Origin of the sequence: Frigoriflavimonas asaccharolytica, assembly GCF_013294015.1 — a bacterium.
Classification (GTDB): domain Bacteria; phylum Bacteroidota; class Bacteroidia; order Flavobacteriales; family Weeksellaceae; genus Frigoriflavimonas; species Frigoriflavimonas asaccharolytica.
This window is the reverse complement of the sequence record NZ_JABSNO010000004.1, coordinates 2,394-21,011: the sequence shown is the minus strand read 5'-3', so window position 1 is coordinate 21,011 and position 18,618 is coordinate 2,394. Positions and strand designations below refer to the sequence as shown.

18 protein-coding genes are annotated in these 18,618 nt (G+C 33.3%); 15 read left to right on the top strand and 3 right to left on the bottom strand.

Annotated features, from left to right (window positions below):
- Positions 1–44 precede the first annotated feature (44 nt).
- Complete coding sequence (locus tag HNQ03_RS03415) at positions 45–1,037, bottom strand: beta-ketoacyl-ACP synthase III (protein WP_173778256.1); 993 nt, start codon at positions 1,035–1,037, stop codon at positions 45–47.
- A 151-nt stretch (positions 1,038–1,188) separates the two neighbouring features.
- On the opposite strand from HNQ03_RS03415, the gene HNQ03_RS03410 reads away from it, so the two are divergent.
- The 13 genes from HNQ03_RS03410 to katG all read left to right on the top strand — a co-directional run bounded on the left by HNQ03_RS03410 (position 1,189) and on the right by katG (position 14,347).
- A complete protein-coding gene (locus HNQ03_RS03410; RefSeq protein ID WP_173778255.1) occupies positions 1,189–1,839 on the top strand; it encodes a protein-L-isoaspartate(D-aspartate) O-methyltransferase in 651 nt (216 codons plus the stop codon).
- A 1-nt stretch (position 1,840) separates the two neighbouring features.
- On the top strand, positions 1,841–2,296 hold the full coding sequence (locus HNQ03_RS03405) for a PH domain-containing protein (RefSeq protein WP_173778254.1): 456 nt from the start codon (positions 1,841–1,843) through the stop codon (positions 2,294–2,296).
- Positions 2,297–2,349: 53 nt separating this feature from the next.
- Positions 2,350–3,333: a 2-hydroxyacid dehydrogenase gene (locus HNQ03_RS03400; RefSeq protein WP_173778253.1), complete on the top strand. Its 984-nt coding sequence runs from the start codon at positions 2,350–2,352 to the stop codon at positions 3,331–3,333.
- 53 nt (positions 3,334–3,386) lie between these two features.
- Entirely contained in the window at positions 3,387–3,650 is a 264-nt protein-coding gene (locus HNQ03_RS03395) for a hypothetical protein (RefSeq protein ID WP_173778252.1), read from the top strand.
- A 150-nt stretch (positions 3,651–3,800) separates the two neighbouring features.
- Positions 3,801–4,331, top strand: a complete 531-nt coding sequence (locus HNQ03_RS03390; protein ID WP_173778251.1) for a hypothetical protein — start codon at positions 3,801–3,803, stop codon at positions 4,329–4,331.
- Between the two features lie 134 nt (positions 4,332–4,465).
- Positions 4,466–6,451, top strand: coding sequence for a urocanate hydratase (locus tag HNQ03_RS03385; RefSeq protein ID WP_173778250.1), 1,986 nt, complete (start codon positions 4,466–4,468; stop codon positions 6,449–6,451).
- Positions 6,452–6,759: 308 nt separating this feature from the next.
- Positions 6,760–7,215 (top strand): hypothetical protein, encoded by a 456-nt coding sequence (locus HNQ03_RS03380; RefSeq protein ID WP_173778249.1) that lies wholly within the window; start codon positions 6,760–6,762, stop codon positions 7,213–7,215.
- A 46-nt stretch (positions 7,216–7,261) separates the two neighbouring features.
- Complete coding sequence (locus HNQ03_RS03375; RefSeq protein WP_173778248.1) at positions 7,262–7,936, top strand: peptidoglycan DD-metalloendopeptidase family protein; 675 nt, start codon at positions 7,262–7,264, stop codon at positions 7,934–7,936.
- Between the two features lie 200 nt (positions 7,937–8,136).
- Positions 8,137–8,562 carry an SRPBCC family protein gene (locus tag HNQ03_RS03370; RefSeq protein ID WP_173778247.1) on the top strand — a complete coding sequence of 142 codons (426 nt, stop codon included), beginning with the start codon at positions 8,137–8,139 and terminating at the stop codon, positions 8,560–8,562.
- A 75-nt stretch (positions 8,563–8,637) separates the two neighbouring features.
- Positions 8,638–8,982 carry a hypothetical protein gene (locus tag HNQ03_RS03365; RefSeq protein ID WP_173778246.1) on the top strand — a complete coding sequence of 115 codons (345 nt, stop codon included), beginning with the start codon at positions 8,638–8,640 and terminating at the stop codon, positions 8,980–8,982.
- Entirely contained in the window at positions 8,963–9,268 is a 306-nt protein-coding gene (locus tag HNQ03_RS03360) for a type II toxin-antitoxin system RelE/ParE family toxin (protein WP_173778245.1), read from the top strand. The genes HNQ03_RS03365 and HNQ03_RS03360 overlap by 20 nt, the downstream gene beginning before the upstream one ends.
- A gap of 57 nt (positions 9,269–9,325) precedes the next feature.
- Positions 9,326–11,710: a TonB-dependent receptor gene (locus tag HNQ03_RS03355; RefSeq protein ID WP_173778244.1), complete on the top strand. Its 2,385-nt coding sequence runs from the start codon at positions 9,326–9,328 to the stop codon at positions 11,708–11,710.
- Positions 11,711–12,064: 354 nt separating this feature from the next.
- Positions 12,065–14,347 carry a catalase/peroxidase HPI gene (gene katG / locus HNQ03_RS03350; RefSeq protein ID WP_173778243.1) on the top strand — a complete coding sequence of 761 codons (2,283 nt, stop codon included), beginning with the start codon at positions 12,065–12,067 and terminating at the stop codon, positions 14,345–14,347.
- Between the two features lie 138 nt (positions 14,348–14,485).
- Here the strand turns inward: katG and HNQ03_RS03345 are convergent, their stop codons facing one another.
- Complete coding sequence (locus tag HNQ03_RS03345; RefSeq protein ID WP_173778242.1) at positions 14,486–15,106, bottom strand: hypothetical protein; 621 nt, start codon at positions 15,104–15,106, stop codon at positions 14,486–14,488.
- Between the two features lie 182 nt (positions 15,107–15,288).
- On the opposite strand from HNQ03_RS03345, the gene HNQ03_RS03340 reads away from it, so the two are divergent.
- Together HNQ03_RS03340 and HNQ03_RS03335 are read left to right on the top strand one after the other, a co-directional pair.
- Positions 15,289–15,777: an RNA polymerase sigma factor gene (locus HNQ03_RS03340; RefSeq protein WP_173778416.1), complete on the top strand. Its 489-nt coding sequence runs from the start codon at positions 15,289–15,291 to the stop codon at positions 15,775–15,777.
- Positions 15,778–15,780: 3 nt separating this feature from the next.
- Positions 15,781–16,374 carry a hypothetical protein gene (locus tag HNQ03_RS03335; RefSeq protein WP_173778241.1) on the top strand — a complete coding sequence of 198 codons (594 nt, stop codon included), beginning with the start codon at positions 15,781–15,783 and terminating at the stop codon, positions 16,372–16,374.
- A gap of 174 nt (positions 16,375–16,548) precedes the next feature.
- On the opposite strand, the gene pruA is transcribed toward HNQ03_RS03335, so the two are convergent.
- A complete protein-coding gene (gene pruA, locus HNQ03_RS03330) occupies positions 16,549–18,174 on the bottom strand; it encodes an L-glutamate gamma-semialdehyde dehydrogenase (protein ID WP_173778240.1) in 1,626 nt (541 codons plus the stop codon).
- Between the last annotated feature and the right edge of the window lie 444 nt (positions 18,175–18,618).

Genomic DNA, 18,618 nt, shown 5'->3' with positions numbered 1-18,618 from the left:
TTAAGTAAAAAATAAATAGTAAAAAATGAATTCTTGGATGATTTTTAAGCTTTGTAAAGCGCAGTTCCCCATGTCCAGCCAGAACCTACAGCTGCGAAAAGTAGAATATCGCCTGTTTTTATTTCTTTGGTTTTAAAGGTTTCATCTAAAATAATAGGAATCGTTCCACCAGAAGTATTGGCGTAACGATCCATATTGGTCATCACTTTTTCAAAAGGAATATTGGTTTTTCTGGCTGTTTCTTGCAAAATTCTAATACTTGGTTGATGCGGAATTACATAATTTACATCATCGGAAGTCATTAGATTATCTTCCAAAATTTCTATAATTGCTTCTGGCAAAACTTTGGTAGCAGTTTCGTATACTTCTTTTCCATTCATCTGGAAAAAATGTTGTTTGTTTTTCAAAGTTTCTTCAGATGCAGGCATTTCGCAACCTCCTGCTGGAATATTGAAATGTAATTTTCCTCTTCCATCTGCATGCAATTTAAAATCGAAAAAACCTTTATCTTCGGTTGTAGCTGATAGCAAAATTGCTCCAGCTCCATCTCCAAAAAAGACAGAATCTTTGCGCGTCCAATCTGTAATTGATGAAAAAACATCGGCACCAATTACCAATACGTTTTTATACATTCCTGTTTCTACAAATTGGCAACCAATGGCAATTCCGTATAATCCGCCAGAACAAACGGCAGAAATATCAAAAGCAACAGCTTGATAGGTACCCATTTTTTCTTGTACAAAACAAGCAGTAGAAGGAGCTTGTCTATCTGGTGTAGAGGTTGCTACTATTATTAAATCTATATCCGATGGAGAAACGCCAGAACCTTCTAACGCGTTGAGTCCGGCTTTTGTAGCGAGATCACTGGTAAATTCTCCTTCTGCAATGCGTCTTTCTTTTATTCCTAAATTTTTGAAAATCCATTCATCTGAAGAACCAACAGCCTCAAAAAAATCATTCTTTAGGATTTTTGGGGGTACATAAGTTCCGGTGCTTTTTATATATGCTCTAATTTTTTTAGCATTTAATTTTGTCATTAAGTGTAATTTTTTTTGAAATTGATTTATTTTGGACAAAGTTAATGACAATCTTTTAAACTTTCTGGGTTTTTGATTGGTATTTAATAAAATTTAAATTGTAGGGAAAGTGTATTTTATTTTTTATATTTGAAAAGGAGAAAATAGAACCATGCAAGATAGTTACTTACACAAAGGGAAAAGAAAAATTTTAATTAATTATTTACGTGATAAATTGGGCATTACAGATGAAAATGTCTTAAATGCAATCAACGAAATTCCACGCCACCTATTTCTAGAAAGTATTTTTGCAGATTACGCTTATGAAGATCGTGCTTTTCCGATAGCATCCCAACAGACAATTTCTCATCCATCTACAGTGGCAGAGCAGACAGAACTTTTGGAAGTAAAAGAGGATGAGAAAATTTTAGAAATTGGGACAGGTTGTGGTTATCAAACAGCAGTACTAATTAAGATGAAAGCATTGGTTTATACCATTGAAAGACAAAAAAGTTTGTATGATTTTTCTAAAAATAAATTGAGAGAATTAAATCTCTTTCCAAAATTTCAAAGTTTTGGAGATGGTTTCGCAGGTTTGCCAACGTATGCTCCCTTTGATAAAATAATTGTGACTTGCGGAGCAGAAAATTTACCCACAGAATTGCTTCATCAATTAAAAATAGGCGGAAAAATGGTAATTCCTCTAGGAAAATTTGAGCATCAAACTTTATATCGATTTACAAAAATTTCTGAAAAAGAATTTGAAAAAGAGGAATTTGGCGCGTATAAATTTGTTCCAATGCTTGGAAACACCAATGTATAACATGGAAGAGATTATTTTTAAAACTAAGAAAATAGATAAAGTGTTCTTCATGCTTTATCTTGGGATTATTTTATTGCTATTAAGTATTTCATGGTACACCTACTTAGAAAAAGACGATTTTTTTGTTTTTTTACCGATGGGATTAATTATTATTTCACTGCTTTTTTTATCTTTTGGCGGTCGATATTTTTTTAAGATAATTGTAAAAGAAAATAAATTAACCATCAGATTTCTATTCAATATATACACTACAGAAATTGAAAAAATAACTAAAATAAGGAAAGGTGAAACTATGTGGAGTGGTTTTCACAAGTATGGTACAGGTACGAAAGGATTAATAATTTTTGCTAAATACCACAACGATCTTTATATAACACCGGAAAATGAACTTTTGTTTATAGAGACTTTGCAGAAAATTAATCCTCAAATTATCTTCGAAAATATAGAAAATAATTAAATTTTTCAAAATAATTTACATAGATTTCACTAGTAATTTTTTAATTGTAACTCATGAAAGTATTTATTAATAGTAGAATTCCAGCGATTGCTTTAGAACTTTTAACCCAAGAAAATATAGAATATTTCTTGCCAGAAAATAAAGAGCAAACCCACAAACAATGGTTAGAGAATTGCAAAAAAGCCGATGTTTTGTTGAATGTAGGTAGAAAAAAATTAGATAAAACCTTTTTCGAAAACTGTCCAAATGTAAAAGCAATCGTACAATTTGCAGCAGGTTATGATAATATCGATATGGAAATTGCCAATGCAAGAAAAATTCCTGTCGGAAATACGCCTCATGTTTTAAGTAGAGCGACTTCTGATGTTGCTTTTCTACTCATGCAAATGGTTTCTAGAAGAGCTAGTTATAACATCAACAAAGTACAATCTGGCAATTGGAAAGATTTTGATGCTTTGGAACAACTCGGTCAAGAATTGTATGGCAAAACTTTGGGCGTTTATGGTTTAGGCAAAATCGGTTTTGAAATGGCTGAAAAATGTAAAAAAGCTTTCGATATGGACATAATTTATCACAATCGAACTCAAAATATAGAAGCAGAAACGAAGTTAGATGCAAAATATGTTTCCTTCGAAGATTTAGCAAAAAACGCTGATGTATTAAGTATTCACGCCAATTTTTCTGCGGAACAAAATGAAATTTTCAATGCCTCGGTTTTTGAAAAAATGAAGTCGAATTCAATTTTCATCAATACTGCAAGAGGAAGTTTTCACAATCAAGTAGATTTATTAGAATTTCTAAAAAATGGCAAAATTTGGGGAGCTGGTTTGGATGTTACCAATCCAGAACCAATCGATATGAATAATGAGATTCTGCAGCTACCAAATGTGTGCGTTTTACCACATATAGGATCGGCAACTGTAGAAGCTCGTAATGGAATGGCGAAGATTGTGGCGGCAAATATTATTGCTTTTTCGAAAGGGGAGCAGCTTCCTTATTGCGTAAATCCTGAAATTTATGAAAATTTTAATATTTAACAATCTTACATTGGAATCATTATTGTTTGAATTAAATTCTAAAAAATAAAATTATGGAACCAGAAGAAAATCAAGATCAAGTAGAAAAAAATCTAGCGGAAATGGATTACAATTCAAGTGAAGATATTTTCAATAAAGAAAAACATATCTCTTTGGATGGCGATGGAAATCCTATTACAAATCAAAATCAAAAAGATGAAATGCCTTTCGGTTTAGACATTCCAGGTTTTGAAGATGATGACAATTATGAGCAATTAAATAGTCAGATTCCCACGGAAGATGAAAGTTTGCACAAAGGAAACGAGATAGAGGAGTAGAAATACAATCTATTAATATAAAAAAAAGCTGTCTTTTACTAAGATGGCTTTTTTTTAATTTAAATGATTGAAAATTTATGAAGAATTTTTGAATAAAACCACTAGAATGTAAGATTTTTCTTGCAATTTTACATTTCTAAATTAAAAACTATGATTAAAAAATTATTCTTCCTTTCTCTTACCTTATTTTTAAGTTTCAACGCAATAGCTCAAACACAGATTGATAGTTTAAAAACGATCGAAAATCCTATCGATGGTGGCAAAAAATTGCAGTTCGGTTTAGGATTCGGTCTTAATTTCGTAGGCGGCACAAGCTTGAATCTTTCGCCAAATCTAACCTATAATGTGAATGAAAAAATTTCTGTTGGTGCTGGAATCTTGGTTAATTACAACGCTGTAAAAAATATACAGACTACAACAACTGCAGGTGTTAATGCACTTTTCTTTTATAAACCGATCGGTAAATTAATTACAACCGCGGAGTTCGCAGAAATGTATGTGAATAGAAATAATAAACTTTTAAATAACAAAGAAAATTTCTGGGATTCGGCGCTTTTCGTGGGAGCAGGTTACCAAATTACCTCAAAAATTTCTGTAGGCGGTAAATACAATTTGTTGTATAAAAAAGATAAAAGTGTGTATTCCAGTCCATTTATACCATTTGTGAACATTAGCTTTTAAAATTAAATTTTTTCAAAATTTATTTATTCCCTTCTATTTTCAAGAAGGGAATTTTTATTATTTTAATTTGTTGTAAATTCTATTTTTAATATCTTTAAAACTTTGAATATTAAACTCAAAATACTGATTTTCATATGACTTTCCAAGAACAAATACAACAAGGAATCCCATCCGAACTTCCTGAAATTAAAATATACGAACCCGAAATCAATCACGCACCAAAACGGAAAGAAATTCTTACAGAAGAAGAGAAAAAACTCGCGCTGAAAAATGCTTTGCGCTATTTCGAACCTAAATTTCATGCAGAATTATTGCCAGAATTTAGACAAGAATTAGAAGATTTTGGTAGAATTTATATGTATCGTTTTCGTCCAGATTATGAAATGAAAGCGCGGTCAATTTCTGAATATCCCGGAAAATCGGAGCAAGCAAAATCGATTATGTTGATGATTCAAAACAATTTGGATTATGCCGTTGCTCAACATCCACACGAATTGATTACTTACGGTGGAAATGGGGCGGTTTTTCAAAATTGGGCGCAATATCTTTTGACGATGAAATATTTGTCGGAAATGACGGACGAACAAACATTAACCATGTATTCTGGACATCCAATGGGATTATTTCCGAGCAGTAAAGATGCGCCAAGAGTTGTGGTTACGAATGGAATGGTAATTCCAAACTATTCTAAACCAGACGATTGGGAAAAAATGAACGCTTTGGGAGTTTCGCAATACGGACAAATGACGGCGGGAAGTTATATGTACATTGGTCCACAAGGAATTGTGCATGGAACGACAATTACGGTTTTAAATGCATTTAGAAAAATTAAAAAAGAACCAAAAGGCGGAATTTTCGTCACTTCAGGTTTAGGTGGAATGTCTGGAGCGCAACCAAAAGCCGGTAATATTGCAGGTTGCATCACGATTTGCGCAGATGTAAATGCAAAAATTACCAAAATCCGCCATGAACAAAAATGGATTGACGAAATTCATGAAAATTTAGATGAATTAGTAGAAAGAGTTCAGAAAGCACAAGAAAATAAAGAAACTATTTCCTTGGCTTATCTCGGAAATATCGTGGATGTTTGGGAAAAATTTGATGCCGAAAATCTGCATGTAGACATTGGTTCCGATCAGACTTCGCTTCATAATCCTTGGGCAGGAGGATATTATCCGGTCGGAATTTCATTTGAAGAAGCCAATAAAATGATGGCTGAAAATCCTGAATTATTTAAAGAAAAAATACAAGAAACACTTCGTCGTCACGCAAAAGCCATCAATAAACATACAGAAAAAGGCACTTATTTTTTCGATTATGGAAACGCATTTTTACTCGAAGCAAGTAGAGCAGGAGCAGATGTGATGGCAGAAAATCCAAGTTTGGGACGAGAATTTAAGTTTCCAAGTTATGTGCAAGATATTATGGGACCAATGTGTTTTGATTATGGTTTTGGGCCGTTTCGTTGGGTTTGTGCCAGTGGAAAACCAGAAGATTTACAAAAAACCGATGAAATTGCTTGCAAAGTTTTAGAAGAATTAATGAAAAATTCGCCGAAGGAAATTCAGCAGCAAATGCAAGACAATATCACTTGGATAAAAGGGGCGCAAGAGAATAATTTGGTCGTAGGTTCGCAAGCCAGAATTTTATATGCCGATGCAGAAGGTCGCATGAAAATTGCGGAAGCCTTCAATAATGCGATTAAAAATGGAGAAATTGGAGCCGTAGTTTTAGGTCGAGATCATCATGATGTTTCTGGGACAGATTCCCCGTATCGCGAAACTTCTAATATTTATGACGGTTCCAGATTTACTGCAGATATGGCGATTCAGAACGTAATTGGCGACAGTTTTCGTGGTGCAACTTGGGTTTCTATACACAATGGAGGCGGCGTTGGTTGGGGAGAAGTCATTAATGGTGGTTTCGGAATGTTGCTTGATGGAAGCGCAGAAGCAGAACGAAAATTGAAAAATATGCTTTTTTGGGATGTAAACAATGGAATTTCCCGCCGATCTTGGGCAAGAAACGAAGGCGCAGTTTTCGCCATAAAAAGAGCGATGGAAGCAGAACCGAATTTGAAAGTGACGCTGCCGAATTTTGTAGATGAGGACTTGTTTTAATTCCCCTTCTTTGAAGGGGTGGCGAAAATTCAGAGAATTTTTGACGGGGTAGTTTTATTTGGGCAGTCTCGTCCTTAAAGACGAGACCTTCTGTTCCCAAAACGAGGAACGAGTTTCGATGATTTAAATAAAAATAATAAAATTATGAATCAATCTTTTTATTGCTGGCTTCGACAAGCTCAGCCACCAATAAAAAGGATTTCCACTCAAGTCGGGTTGCAAGAGATTCGCTGTTAAAGAATGATTTTTTTTAGAATATTTAATTTTCTAAATTTAAAAAAATTCCAATTTGTATTAATATCAAATAAATGAAAATTTTCACAACAAAAGACTCTAACAGTTCACTTAAATTGTTAGACCAAGAAAAGAATGTTATCGGAGAATTGTTATTTAGTTTTATTAATGGACTTAACGACAAAATTTATTTTGATGATAGAATGTACAGAATAAAACATAGCGGATTTCTGTGGTATGATAAAAGTTTGATAGATTTAAATGAAAATATAATATTGAAAATTGATACTGAAAAAAATAGATTATTTTATTTTGGTAAGAATACAGAGTTCTTTACCATAAGATACAAAGGTTGGTGGAATCAAAAACATATTTTGTACAAAGATGACGAATTACAATTAACGATAAATTACAAACAAAAATTTTTCGGCACAAATAATTTTACAGTTAGAGTAGAAAATAATTTTGATAATAATTTAATCACCATGTTTCTTCTTTATTTATTTAATTTTCAAATTAGTGCACCTTAATCAAATTTTTAGAAATTAAGTTAATTAACAAAAGATAATTCAAAAAATGATAAATTTTCCAGAAATCCTCCAAACCCAAGCCAATATCAAAGTAATCGATTCAACCATCGATTACAAAAATTACGTCGCAATAGATCTTTCCGCCAAAAATACAGATAAAATGGATTTGGATGTTACGGATGCAGAAGTTTTCGAGGAGTTTGTAGAAAATCATCTTTCAGAAAATAAGGCAAAAGTCGCTTTCGGTGGTTATTTAGAAGTTAGAAACCTCTACAGAAGAAGCGAAAATTTTAAAGATAATGTAACTGATGAAAGAAATATTCACATCGGTTTAGATCTTTGGATAAAAGCGGGAACTTCGGTTTTGAGTGCTTTAGATGGCAAAATTCATAGTTTTCAAGACAATACAGCACATGGAGATTATGGACCAACAATTATTATCGAACATGAAATTGATGGTTGTACTTTTTGCACTTTGTACGGTCATTTAAGTTTGGAAAGTTTAGATGGAAAATCGGAAGGTCAAGTGGTGAAGAAAGGAGAAAAAATTGCAGAATTGGGAAAACCGCCCATCAATGGAGATTATGCACCGCATTTGCATTTTCAAATTATTAAAGATATTCAAAACAAAAAAGGCGATTATCCCGGAGTTTGCAGCCAAAAGGAATTGGAATTTTATAAGGAAAATTGCCCAGATCCGAATTTGTTATTAAAAATTTAAGGCAAGTTTAATTAAAATATAACCACAAAAGAATTATAAGTTGAAGAAAAATGATTTCAATTCAATAAGGATAATTTAAGAAATTTTCATATTATTTTATCTTTATTACGAATTGTTTAAGCTCATGCTTTTATTACTTTTGTGGTTAAATATTTATTTTCAATAAATTAATACAAGCACTGATAAAAAAAAATAAACGTATGAAAAAATTAGAATTCACCATAGAAATAAACGCAAGCAAAGAAAAAATTTGGGAAGCACTTTGGAAAGCAGAAAATTATGCAGAATGGACGAGAGCTTTCTGCGAAGGATCTCACATCAAAGGAGATTTGGTGGCAGGAAATACCATTCAGTTTTTAGATGCCAATAATGATGGCATGTTTGCAATAGTTACGGAAATGATACCCAATGAAAAAATGTATTTCACGCATCTTGGTGAAGTGAAAGCGGGAGAATCTGGCGATAAAATTTATGAAGATGAATCCATCGAAAACTATGATATCGTAGAAAATGATGGTAAATCTGATCTTACAATCACAATCAATGCGCCGGTTGAATATTTGCAGTTTTTCACCAATTATTTTCCTACGGCCGTTCAAAACATCAAAAATATTGCGGAAAGATAAGTGATCAATTTTTGATTAAAGTATCAATTTTTGATTATATTTGTATCAAATAATGATAGTAAATAATATACAGTAATGATAGCAGAAATCGAAAAATACATAGAAATTCAAAATAATATCGATCAGATTTTGAAAGACTCACCTTTGAAAATGTCTTACATTATTGAAAAATCTGGTATTAAAAAACCTACTTTTTTCAAAAAAATGAAAGAGAAAAGATTTACGCCAGAAGAACTTTTGATTATCGCAAAAAATGTAGAAATAAAAGAGTGGCGCAACGAAACCAAAGAAGAAATTTTGGAATCTTTGAAACGCTCTGAAGAGGATATAAAACATGGAAGAGTTCATGACTTTTATGAAGTAATGGCAAAAGTAAAGGAACGAATCCAAAAAGCTAAAAATGAGAGTTCAGTACACTGATCAATCTCTGGAGGATTTAAAAGAAATAGAATACTATCTTTTGCAGAAGTGGAATGTAGAAATTTTTGAAAACTTTATAGATAAATTTTACCATATCGTTGAATTAATATTAGAGGAGAATGTAATTTTTCAAAAATTTGAAGATACAAAATACCGAAAAATCTTAATTACAAAACATAACACTTTAATTTATAAAGTTGAAAATGAAGTTTTATTTATCATAAAAATCCTTCAAAACTTCCAAAACCCCGCAGAAAATCTAAAATATTTTGATGAAATAGAATGATTATTCTCACTGGTTTTTCATTCTAAAAAGTCTATTTTTGTAAGATATCTTTCTAATATGAATTTTAAATTTTCCCTCTTTTTTATTTTCCTGTTCAATCTTGCTTTCTCGCAAGTTGGTAGCATCAACATCAACGTCTACAACGATTTTTCTAAAAAACCAATTCCTGCTACCGTCAAAATTTCTGGAACAGAAACTCAATTTTCTGGCGAAGGAAATGTTGTAATCAACGATTTACCTTCTGGAAATTATACTTTTGAAATTTCTGCAGCTGGTTTTGAGAGTAATTCATTGAATGATATTACCATCGTTCCCAACCAAAATCTTACATTTTCCATCGGTCTTTCCCAAAAAGCGGCCGATATAGAAACCGTTCTTATTACTAGAAAAGCCTACAAAACTACGGCAGAAAGTCCTGTTTCTCTACGAAATATAACGAGTGAAGAAATTCAAAAAAACGCCGGTGCAAATCGCGATGTTTCCAAAGCAATATTAAGTTTTCCTGGTGTTGGTTCTACTTCTACTTTTCGAAATGATCTTTTTATAAGAGGTGGCGCATCTTCGGAAAATAAATTTTACATCGATGGTATCGAAGTTCCGATTATCAATCACTTTCAAACGCAAGGCGCAACTGGTGGTCCAAGAGGAATCATCACTGTAGATTTTTTGAAGGATGTAGATTTCTATTCTGGTGCCTTTCCTGCGAGTAGAAACGGCGTTATCTCTTCTCTTTTTGAATTTAATTTAAAGCAAGCACGTAAAGATAAAATTGGCTATAAAGCCGTAGTTGGTTTAGACGATTTGCAATTGATGGCAGATGGTCCACTTTCTAAAGACCAATCTTGGAGCGGATTGTTCTCTGTTCGCAAATCCAATTTGCAAATTTTATTTAAAGCTATCGGTTTGCCATTTTTGCCCAGTTATTACGATTCTCAATTCAAAGTTTCCAAAAAATTTAAATCTGGAGATGAGTTGTATTTCATAGGTTTAGGCGCAATTGATCAATTTAAATTTAATCTAGATGCAGATCCTACGCTATCAAATCTTACAATTTTAGATCGTTTGCCTATCGCGCCACAATGGAATTATACCGTTGGTGCAGGTTATCGCCATTTGGTAGAAAATGGAAACTGGCTTTTCACCATGAGTAGAAATATGCTGGATAATAAAGCCACAAAATATTTCCGAAATATAGAAACTCCAGAAAATTTACTTTCTGATTATCAATCTCAAGAAATGGAAAATAAAATCCGTGTTGATAGAAATTTCACATTTGCAAATATTAAGATGAGTGCTGGAACTAATTATAATTTTAGCAAATACAACAACCGTTCATTCCTGAAAAGTGTTTCTCAAAATGCTTTCCAATTGGATAATTATCAATCAGATATTTCCCTTTCGCAATACGGATTCTATCTGCAAGGTTCTAGATCTTTTGCCAACGGAAAAGTGAATGTAAGCGGAGGTTTTCGTGCAGATGGAAGTTCGTATTCCGAACTGACGAATAATCCTTTGGAGCAATTCTCCCCAAGAATTGCCCTACAATACAAGTTTGCAGAGCGTTTTGCATTCAATTTCAATACAGGAATTTACTATCAACTTCCTGCTTATACTGCATTAGGATTTCAATCTGAAAATGTGCTTATCAACAAACAATTTCTCAAATACATCAAAAATTCTCAAGCAGTAGCAGGTTTTGAATATAATGGAAAAGATAATTTGCGAATCACCGCAGAAACCTATTACAAAAAATACAAAAACTATCCTTTCTCTTTGAGAAATCAAATTTCCCTAGCAAATATCGGAGCAGATTTTGGTGTTGTTGGGATAGAACCTGTAGATTCTAGAGGTTTTGGAGAAACGTATGGGTTTGAATTATTGGTGCAAAAAAGAACGCTCAACAATTTCTATGGAATTGCAGCCTATACTTTCGGGAAGTCGCAATTTAGCAATGCTTCTGGAGATTTAATTCCTTCTAGTTGGGATTCTCGCCATATTTTGAGCATCACCGCAGGGAAATATTTTGGCAAAAACTGGAACATTGGCGCAAAATTTCGCCTGCAATCTGGTCTTCCAGAAACGCCTTACAATTTAGATAGAAGTCAATTGGTCAATATTTGGAATATTTCCAACGGACCGGTGCAAGATTTCACGCAACTCAACCAACAACGTGGAAATTTAGTGCAACAACTGGATGTTCGTGTAGAGAAAAAATGGATTTTTAGCAAATGGCAATTCACTACATATATAGATGTCATCAATATTTATGGCGCCAACAATCCCAGCAATTTGCCCGTCGTGAATTTGGATAGAGATACCAATGGAAATGGCGTAATTATCAATCCGACTGCTCCACAAAATCAACAAGTTTATTCTTTGATTACAGGGGAACAAGATAAATTAACCACACTTCCATACTTCGGATTTATTTTCGAATTCTAGTTATTTTTTGTCCTGATAATCATCGGGAGAAATGGTATTAATATTATTTGGGCGCCATGATCCATCTTCCATTCCCGCTTCCGCCGAGGCGGAGAGCTTCATTCAAGCTGGGGCGCAGATTTTCGATATTTTCCTAATTTTTTTAAAGTTGCAAAAAGCAAATCCCCCTGAAAAATGTTCGGTTTTAAATTTTTCTTGAGTTGAAATAGTAAAATCACGATAGATGAAAATTACCACATTTTTTGTTATGATAGTTTAAATCTATTATTTAAATGTTATTTCAATTATAATTTCTCGTCATTATGTAACTTAGAATCACTAAATTTGATTTATATAATTCTAATAATACAAAAAATGAGTACACCAGAAGAAGGAAAATGTCCTGTAAATCATGGCGATAGCAACCATGGCGAAACAATCCACAGCATCAACGAACATATCCAAAACGGAACAGTAGAAAATGCAACAAACAGTGCGAAATGTCCGGTTATGTCTGGTGCACGCACTGGAATTAACAATGAAACTAAAAATTGGTGGCCAAAATCGCTAAAATTAGAAATTTTGAGCCAGCGAGATTCGAAAGTGAATCCGCTTGATGAAGATTTTAATTACAAAGAAGAATTTTTAAAATTAGATCTTGAAGCCGTAAAATCTGATCTTAAAAATTTAATGACAGATAGTCAATCTTGGTGGCCTGCAGATTGGGGACATTACGGAGGATTGATGATCAGATTGGCGTGGCATTCCGCAGGTTCTTATAGAAATGCAGACGGAAGAGGAGGAAGCAATACTGGAAATCAGCGTTTTGCGCCTCTAAATTCTTGGCCAGATAATGTAAATTTAGATAAAGGACGACGTTTACTTTGGCCTATCAAAAAGAAATATGGCAACAAATTATCTTGGGGAGATCTTATGATTCTCGCCGGGAATATGGCGTACGAATCTATGGGATTAAAAACTTTCGGTTTTGGCGGAGGTAGAGTGGATATTTGGAGCCCAGAAATTGATACCTATTGGGGATCTGAAAGTGAATGGCTAGCTCCAAGTGGAGTAGAAGGTAGCAGATACAGCGGAGAAAGAGATTTAGAAAATCCTTTGGCATCTGTGATGATGGGCTTAATTTATGTAAACCCAGAAGGTGTAGATGGGAATCCAGATCCTTTAAAAACGGCTCATGATATGCGCGTAACCTTCAAAAGAATGGCGATGAATGACGAAGAAACTGCAGCACTCACCATTGGTGGACATACCGTTGGAAAATGCCACGGAAACGGAGATGCAACCATTCTAGGAGAAAGTCCAGAAGGTGCAAATGTAGAAAATCAAGGTTTTGGCTGGATAAATCCTCAAGGAAAAGGACATTCAGAAAATACGGTAAGTTCTGGTATAGAAGGAGCTTGGACTACCAATCCTACAAAATTTAATAATGAATATTTAGATTTATTGTTAAATTATGATTGGGCACTAACCAAAAGTCCAGCAGGAGCACACCAATGGGAGCCGACAAATTTGCCGGAAGAGAAAAAACCATTTGATGCTTTTATCCCAAATGTGCGAAGAAATCCTATCATGACGGATGCAGATATGGCATTAAAAATGGATCCAGAATACCGCAAAATTTCAGAAAGATTTCTAAATGATTTTGAATACATGTCGGATACTTTTGCAAGAGCTTGGTTTAAATTAACGCATAGAGATTTAGGACCAAAAGATTGCTATTTGGGTGCAGATGTACCTGCAGAAGATCTAATCTGGCAAGATCCAATTCCAAAAAATACTACAGTTTTATCTGATGCTGAAATTGCGGATTTAAAAAACCAACTTCTAAATAGCGGACTTACCAGAACAGAATTGATCAATACAGCTTGGGATAGCGCTAGAACTTATAGAGGTTCAGATTACAGAGGAGGAGCCAATGGCGCAAGAATTCGTTTGGCACCACAAAAAGACTGGAAAGGAAACGAACCAGAAAGATTGCAGAAGGTTTTGCATGTTTTAGCAAACATCAAAACTCAATTCGGGAAAGAAGTTAGCATTGCAGATTTAATCGTACTTGGCGGAACTGCAGCTGTAGAAAAAGCTGCTCAAGATGGTGGATTCAATATGGAAGTTCCATTTTTGCAAGGAAGAGGAGATGCAACGGACGAGATGACGGATGTAGAATCTTTTGAAGATTTGGAGCCGATACATGATGGATACAGAAATTTCTTGAAAGAAAACTACAGTGTAAATCCTGAAGAATTGCTATTGGACAGAACACAATTGATGGGCTTAACTGCACCAGAAATGACAGTCTTAATTGGTGGAATGCGTGTATTGGCAACCAACTATGGCGGCACAAAAGAAGGCGTTTTCACAAATAATCCAGGAGTTTTATCCAATGATTTCTTTGTAAATCTTACCGATATGAACAACTCTTGGAATCCAAATGGCGAAAATCATTACAATATTGTAGATAGAAAAACGGGCGCAACCAAATTTACTGCTTCAAAAGTAGATTTAGTTTTTGGTTCCAATTCTATTCTTCGCGCATATTCAGAAGTATATGCACAAGACGATAACAAAGAAAAATTTGCCAGAGATTTTATCAAAGTTTGGACAAAAGTGATGAATTCAGATAGATATGATTTGAAGTAATCAAAAAAAAAAATAATTGAACGGGCTAATTGCCCGTTTTTTTATGTGAAGTAAAAAGCTATTTTCAAATATAAAAAATCCAAAAAAGAAGCCACAAAACAGAATTTTGTGGCTTTTGTATAAAATAATAATTGTGTTTTATTTTAAATCGGATGAATTTATGGTATCCATCACAACCTTAAGTTCGTCTGTGGTGTAGCCATTACCTTCAATTGTAACGAGAAATCTACTTTTCAATATATATTGAATTTCAGAATCTACAAACGTGTCTTTATTTCTTTCTTTTATACTTGCTTTTACACCATTAAATTCACCCATTTTTTCAAAACTAGTATCAGTAGTTTTTTCAGAATTAGTTGCAAGTCCCATTTTCATCATAGATATCATCGCACTTCCTGTTTCTCCAGCTCCATCCATCACGGTTATTTTTACTTTTTTGTTTTCTTCTCCTGTATATTCTGCTTCAGCGGAAGACATTTGGATCATAGAATTATCTCCAACAGAAATAGAAGTTCTCTTCATTCCCATTACTGTTTCTGGCATCACCGCTTTCAACGCATCATTAGATATTGGAGCTAGTTTTTTCAATTCCTCTGTTTCTTTCTGAATGTCTTCCAAAGAATTGGAGAGATTATTCAGGTTTTTAGCTCCATTGAAAACATCAGAAATAGAAGTGGAATCTTCCTCAACTTTATCTTCTTTTTTACCACAATTTGCTAAAAATAGAAGAGAACAAGATAATAGTAATAATTTTTTCATCGTAATATGTTTTTTTATTAGAAGTAAAGTTATTAAATTATTTCTACCATCTTTTTCTTTTAATATTAATTTTTGTTATTTTATCATTCCGCACTAATTTTTTCTTACTAAACCACGTAAATATTCTTAATTCTGTAACTTTTTTTTAATTCCTATACTAACTTCATATGGAAGTGAAAAACATTTTTGCAGAACAACAATTTATAGCTGAAATAGAAAAGCATAAAGGAATTTTATTCAAAATTTCTAAGATGTATATGGATAATGCGGAAGATCAAAAAGATTTATTTCAAGAAATTACCTATCAAGCTTGGAAAGCTTATCCCAAATTCCGTGGCGATAGCCAATTTTCTACTTGGTTGTATAGAATAGCATTAAATACGGCGATCATTTTTTTAAAGAAAGAAAAAAGAAAACTGACAGTCAACTCAGATCAAATTGAAAATTTCAAAATTTTAGATAATGAAACCTCATCAGAAACTGAAGAAAGATTAAAGAGTATGTATTCGGCCATTAACCAACTCAATAATATTGATAAAGCATTAATATTCTATTATTTAGAAAATTTCAGCGGAAAAGAAATTGCAATAGAAATGGGAATTACAGAAGGAAATGTTCGGGTAAAACTAAACCGAGCAAAATTAAAATTAAAAGAACTTTTAAATAAATAAAAAATGGATATACAAGATTTAAAAAACGTTTGGGATGAAGAAAATCCTACAGCTACACCAGTAATATCTTTGGAAAAACAAAAGGAAATTATTTTGCCACTGGAAAAAATTAGAAAAAATATGAGAATGGAATTTTACTCTTCTATGGCTATAATTCTTTTAATGATTACATTTTGTGCAACTACAAACCTTATTTCAGAGCATGTAAAAATTTATGTAATGACGTTATTACTTTCTATGATTTTGATAACAGCGTTCTATTTTATTAAGTTTTTCAAACTTTATAATTCGATCACAAATTTAGATCTAAATATTTTAGATAATTTGAAGGAATTAAAGTTCGAATTTAAACTCAATGAACAATATTATTATGCTTATTACATCGCTTTTATTCCTTTTTTTATTACTGAAATGATTATTATTTTTGAGTTTTCCAGCTTTAAATCAACTTTAAATCAAACAGAATTTATGTTTATTTTTATATCATTTTGCATATTCGGATTGTGTTCTCTATATCTTACAGCAGTTCTGTGGTTCAAATATTTTTATGGTAAATATTTTAGTAAGATTAGTCTTTTAATAAATGACCTGAAATAAAGGTTTAACTGTTGTATTTTTGGGAACATATTTTTAAACGCAAAAGAAAATTATTTAATTAAAGAAAAAGCTGAAATGCTTTAGAATTCTATTTTTAATTTTAAATTAATAAAAAAAATCCGTCCCAATAAACTTGGAACGGATTTTTTAATTCTCGACTATTGCCTCTAAAATTTACCCCAAATAAGGATATTTATAATCTTTCGGAGTTACAAAAGTTTCTTTGATGCTTCTTACGGAAGTCCAACGCAAAAGATTCATTTTAGAACCAGCTTTGTCGTTCGTTCCAGATGCTCTTGCACCACCAAAAGGTTGTTGGCCAACTACAGCACCAGTTGGTTTATCATTGATGTAGAAATTACCTGCAGCGTTTTCCAAAGCTTTGTAAGCTTCAGCAATTGCATATCTGTCTTGGCTAAAGATAGAACCCGTCAAAGAATAAGGCGAAGTTTCGTCTACTAGTTTTAAAGTTTCTGCCCAGTTTTCATCTTCGTAAACGTAGATAGAAAGTATCGGTCCGAAGATTTCTTCACACACAGATTCATATTTTGGGTTGGTAGTCAATATTACAGTAGGATCTACAAAAAATCCTTTGCTATCGTCACATTTTCCACCAAAAATTACTTCAGCTTCACTAGAATTTTGAGCATTAGTAATGTATTTTTTGCATCTATCAAAAGATACTTGGTCTATTACAGCATTCACAAAATTAGATGGATCTTCTGGCGATCCCACTTTTACGGTTGCCAATTGTGCAGCCATTATTTCTTTCACTTCATTCCAAAGAGATTTTGGAATATAAGCTCTAGAAGCAGCAGAACATTTCTGACCTTGGTATTCAAAAGAACCACGCACCAAAGCAGTTGCTACACCAGCAGCATTTGCAGAAGGATGCACCATCACGAAATCTTTTCCACCCGTTTCTCCTACTATTCTTGGGTAGGTTTTATATTTGTGAATGTTGTCTCCAATTTGCTTCCACATACTTTGGAATACAGAAGTTGATCCTGTAAAATGCAAAGCCGTGAAATCTGGATGCGCCAATACTTTGTCTGCAGTTTCTTTTCCATCTGTGAAGATCATGTTGATTACACCATCTGGCAAACCAGCCTCGCGGAAACAATCCATCAAAACGTGTGCAGAGTATATTTGTTTATCAGATGGTTTCCATACCACTACATTTCCCATCATTGCCATACAAGTTGGCAAATTTCCGGCAATTGCAGTAAAGTTGAATGGTGTAACGGCAAAACAAAAACCTTCTAAAGGTCGGTATTCAGATCTGTTCCAGATTCCTTCGCTAGAAACGGGTTGTTCTGCATATATTTCCGTCATAAATTCTACATTGAATCTCAAGAAATCTATAAATTCACAAGCAGCATCTATTTCCGTTTGGTGCACATTTTTACTTTGGCCAATCATGGTTGCAGCGTTCAAGCGATCTCTGTATGGACCAGCGATAAGGTCTGCAGCTTTCAAAAATATGGCAGCACGCTGTTCCCAACCAAGGTTGTTCCACTGTGCTCTTGCAGCAAGTGCAGTATTGATGGCATCATCTACATGTTTCATATCTCCTTTGTAGTAGAAACCAAAATCATGTTGATGATCTTGTGGCGAAACAAGTCTTTCTTTGTTTTCTGTGGTAATTTCTTTTCCGTTGATGACCATTGGAATTTCCAATTTCTCGCTCCACATCTTTTTGTAGGTAGAGATCAGGTTTTTCACTTCAGGAGATCCGGGTTCGTATAATCTTACGGGTTCGTTCACAGCGTAAGGAACTTGCGAAATTGCTTTAGACATATTGTATTTATTTTATATTATTATTTGGAATCTCACAAAGTTAAGGATTTAGAATGGGAATGAAAAACCAAACTCCGCTTGATGTATTTAAACTAAATTGTAAAAAAATGCGAACGGATTTAAAAATAAAAACTAGAAGAGCAAATTTATCCGTGTAAATCCGTGAAATCTGTGGGCAAATTTGCAGTAATAAAGCTAATCCGTATTAGTTTTTTTCTTCACCACGGATTTCACAGATTTGCACAGATTATGAAAAAAAACTAGAAGAGTAAATTTATCCGTGTAAATCCGTGAAATCTGTGGGCAAATTTGCAGTAATAAAGTTAATCAGTATTAGTTTTTTTATTACCACGGATTTCACAGATTTGCACAGATTATGAAAAAAAACTAGAAGAGTAAATTTATCCGTGTAAATCCGTGAAATCTGTGGGCAAATTTGCAGTA

What these genes read in the sequence shown, in the direction of transcription:
- HNQ03_RS03415 (WP_173778256.1), bottom strand. Translation starts at nt 1,037, where the DNA reads ATGACAAAATTAAATGCTAAAAAAATTAGAGCATATATAAAAAGCACC.
- HNQ03_RS03410 (WP_173778255.1), top strand. Translation starts at nt 1,189, where the DNA reads ATGCAAGATAGTTACTTACACAAAGGGAAAAGAAAAATTTTAATTAAT.
- HNQ03_RS03405 (WP_173778254.1), top strand. Translation starts at nt 1,841, where the DNA reads ATGGAAGAGATTATTTTTAAAACTAAGAAAATAGATAAAGTGTTCTTC.
- HNQ03_RS03400 (WP_173778253.1), top strand. Translation starts at nt 2,350, where the DNA reads ATGAAAGTATTTATTAATAGTAGAATTCCAGCGATTGCTTTAGAACTT.
- HNQ03_RS03395 (WP_173778252.1), top strand. Translation starts at nt 3,387, where the DNA reads ATGGAACCAGAAGAAAATCAAGATCAAGTAGAAAAAAATCTAGCGGAA.
- HNQ03_RS03390 (WP_173778251.1), top strand. Translation starts at nt 3,801, where the DNA reads ATGATTAAAAAATTATTCTTCCTTTCTCTTACCTTATTTTTAAGTTTC.
- HNQ03_RS03385 (WP_173778250.1), top strand. Translation starts at nt 4,466, where the DNA reads ATGACTTTCCAAGAACAAATACAACAAGGAATCCCATCCGAACTTCCT.
- HNQ03_RS03380 (WP_173778249.1), top strand. Translation starts at nt 6,760, where the DNA reads ATGAAAATTTTCACAACAAAAGACTCTAACAGTTCACTTAAATTGTTA.
- HNQ03_RS03375 (WP_173778248.1), top strand. Translation starts at nt 7,262, where the DNA reads ATGATAAATTTTCCAGAAATCCTCCAAACCCAAGCCAATATCAAAGTA.
- HNQ03_RS03370 (WP_173778247.1), top strand. Translation starts at nt 8,137, where the DNA reads ATGAAAAAATTAGAATTCACCATAGAAATAAACGCAAGCAAAGAAAAA.
- HNQ03_RS03365 (WP_173778246.1), top strand. Translation starts at nt 8,638, where the DNA reads ATGATAGCAGAAATCGAAAAATACATAGAAATTCAAAATAATATCGAT.
- HNQ03_RS03360 (WP_173778245.1), top strand. Translation starts at nt 8,963, where the DNA reads ATGAGAGTTCAGTACACTGATCAATCTCTGGAGGATTTAAAAGAAATA.
- HNQ03_RS03355 (WP_173778244.1), top strand. Translation starts at nt 9,326, where the DNA reads ATGAATTTTAAATTTTCCCTCTTTTTTATTTTCCTGTTCAATCTTGCT.
- katG (WP_173778243.1), top strand. Translation starts at nt 12,065, where the DNA reads ATGAGTACACCAGAAGAAGGAAAATGTCCTGTAAATCATGGCGATAGC.
- HNQ03_RS03345 (WP_173778242.1), bottom strand. Translation starts at nt 15,106, where the DNA reads ATGAAAAAATTATTACTATTATCTTGTTCTCTTCTATTTTTAGCAAAT.
- HNQ03_RS03335 (WP_173778241.1), top strand. Translation starts at nt 15,781, where the DNA reads ATGGATATACAAGATTTAAAAAACGTTTGGGATGAAGAAAATCCTACA.
- pruA (WP_173778240.1), bottom strand. Translation starts at nt 18,174, where the DNA reads ATGTCTAAAGCAATTTCGCAAGTTCCTTACGCTGTGAACGAACCCGTA.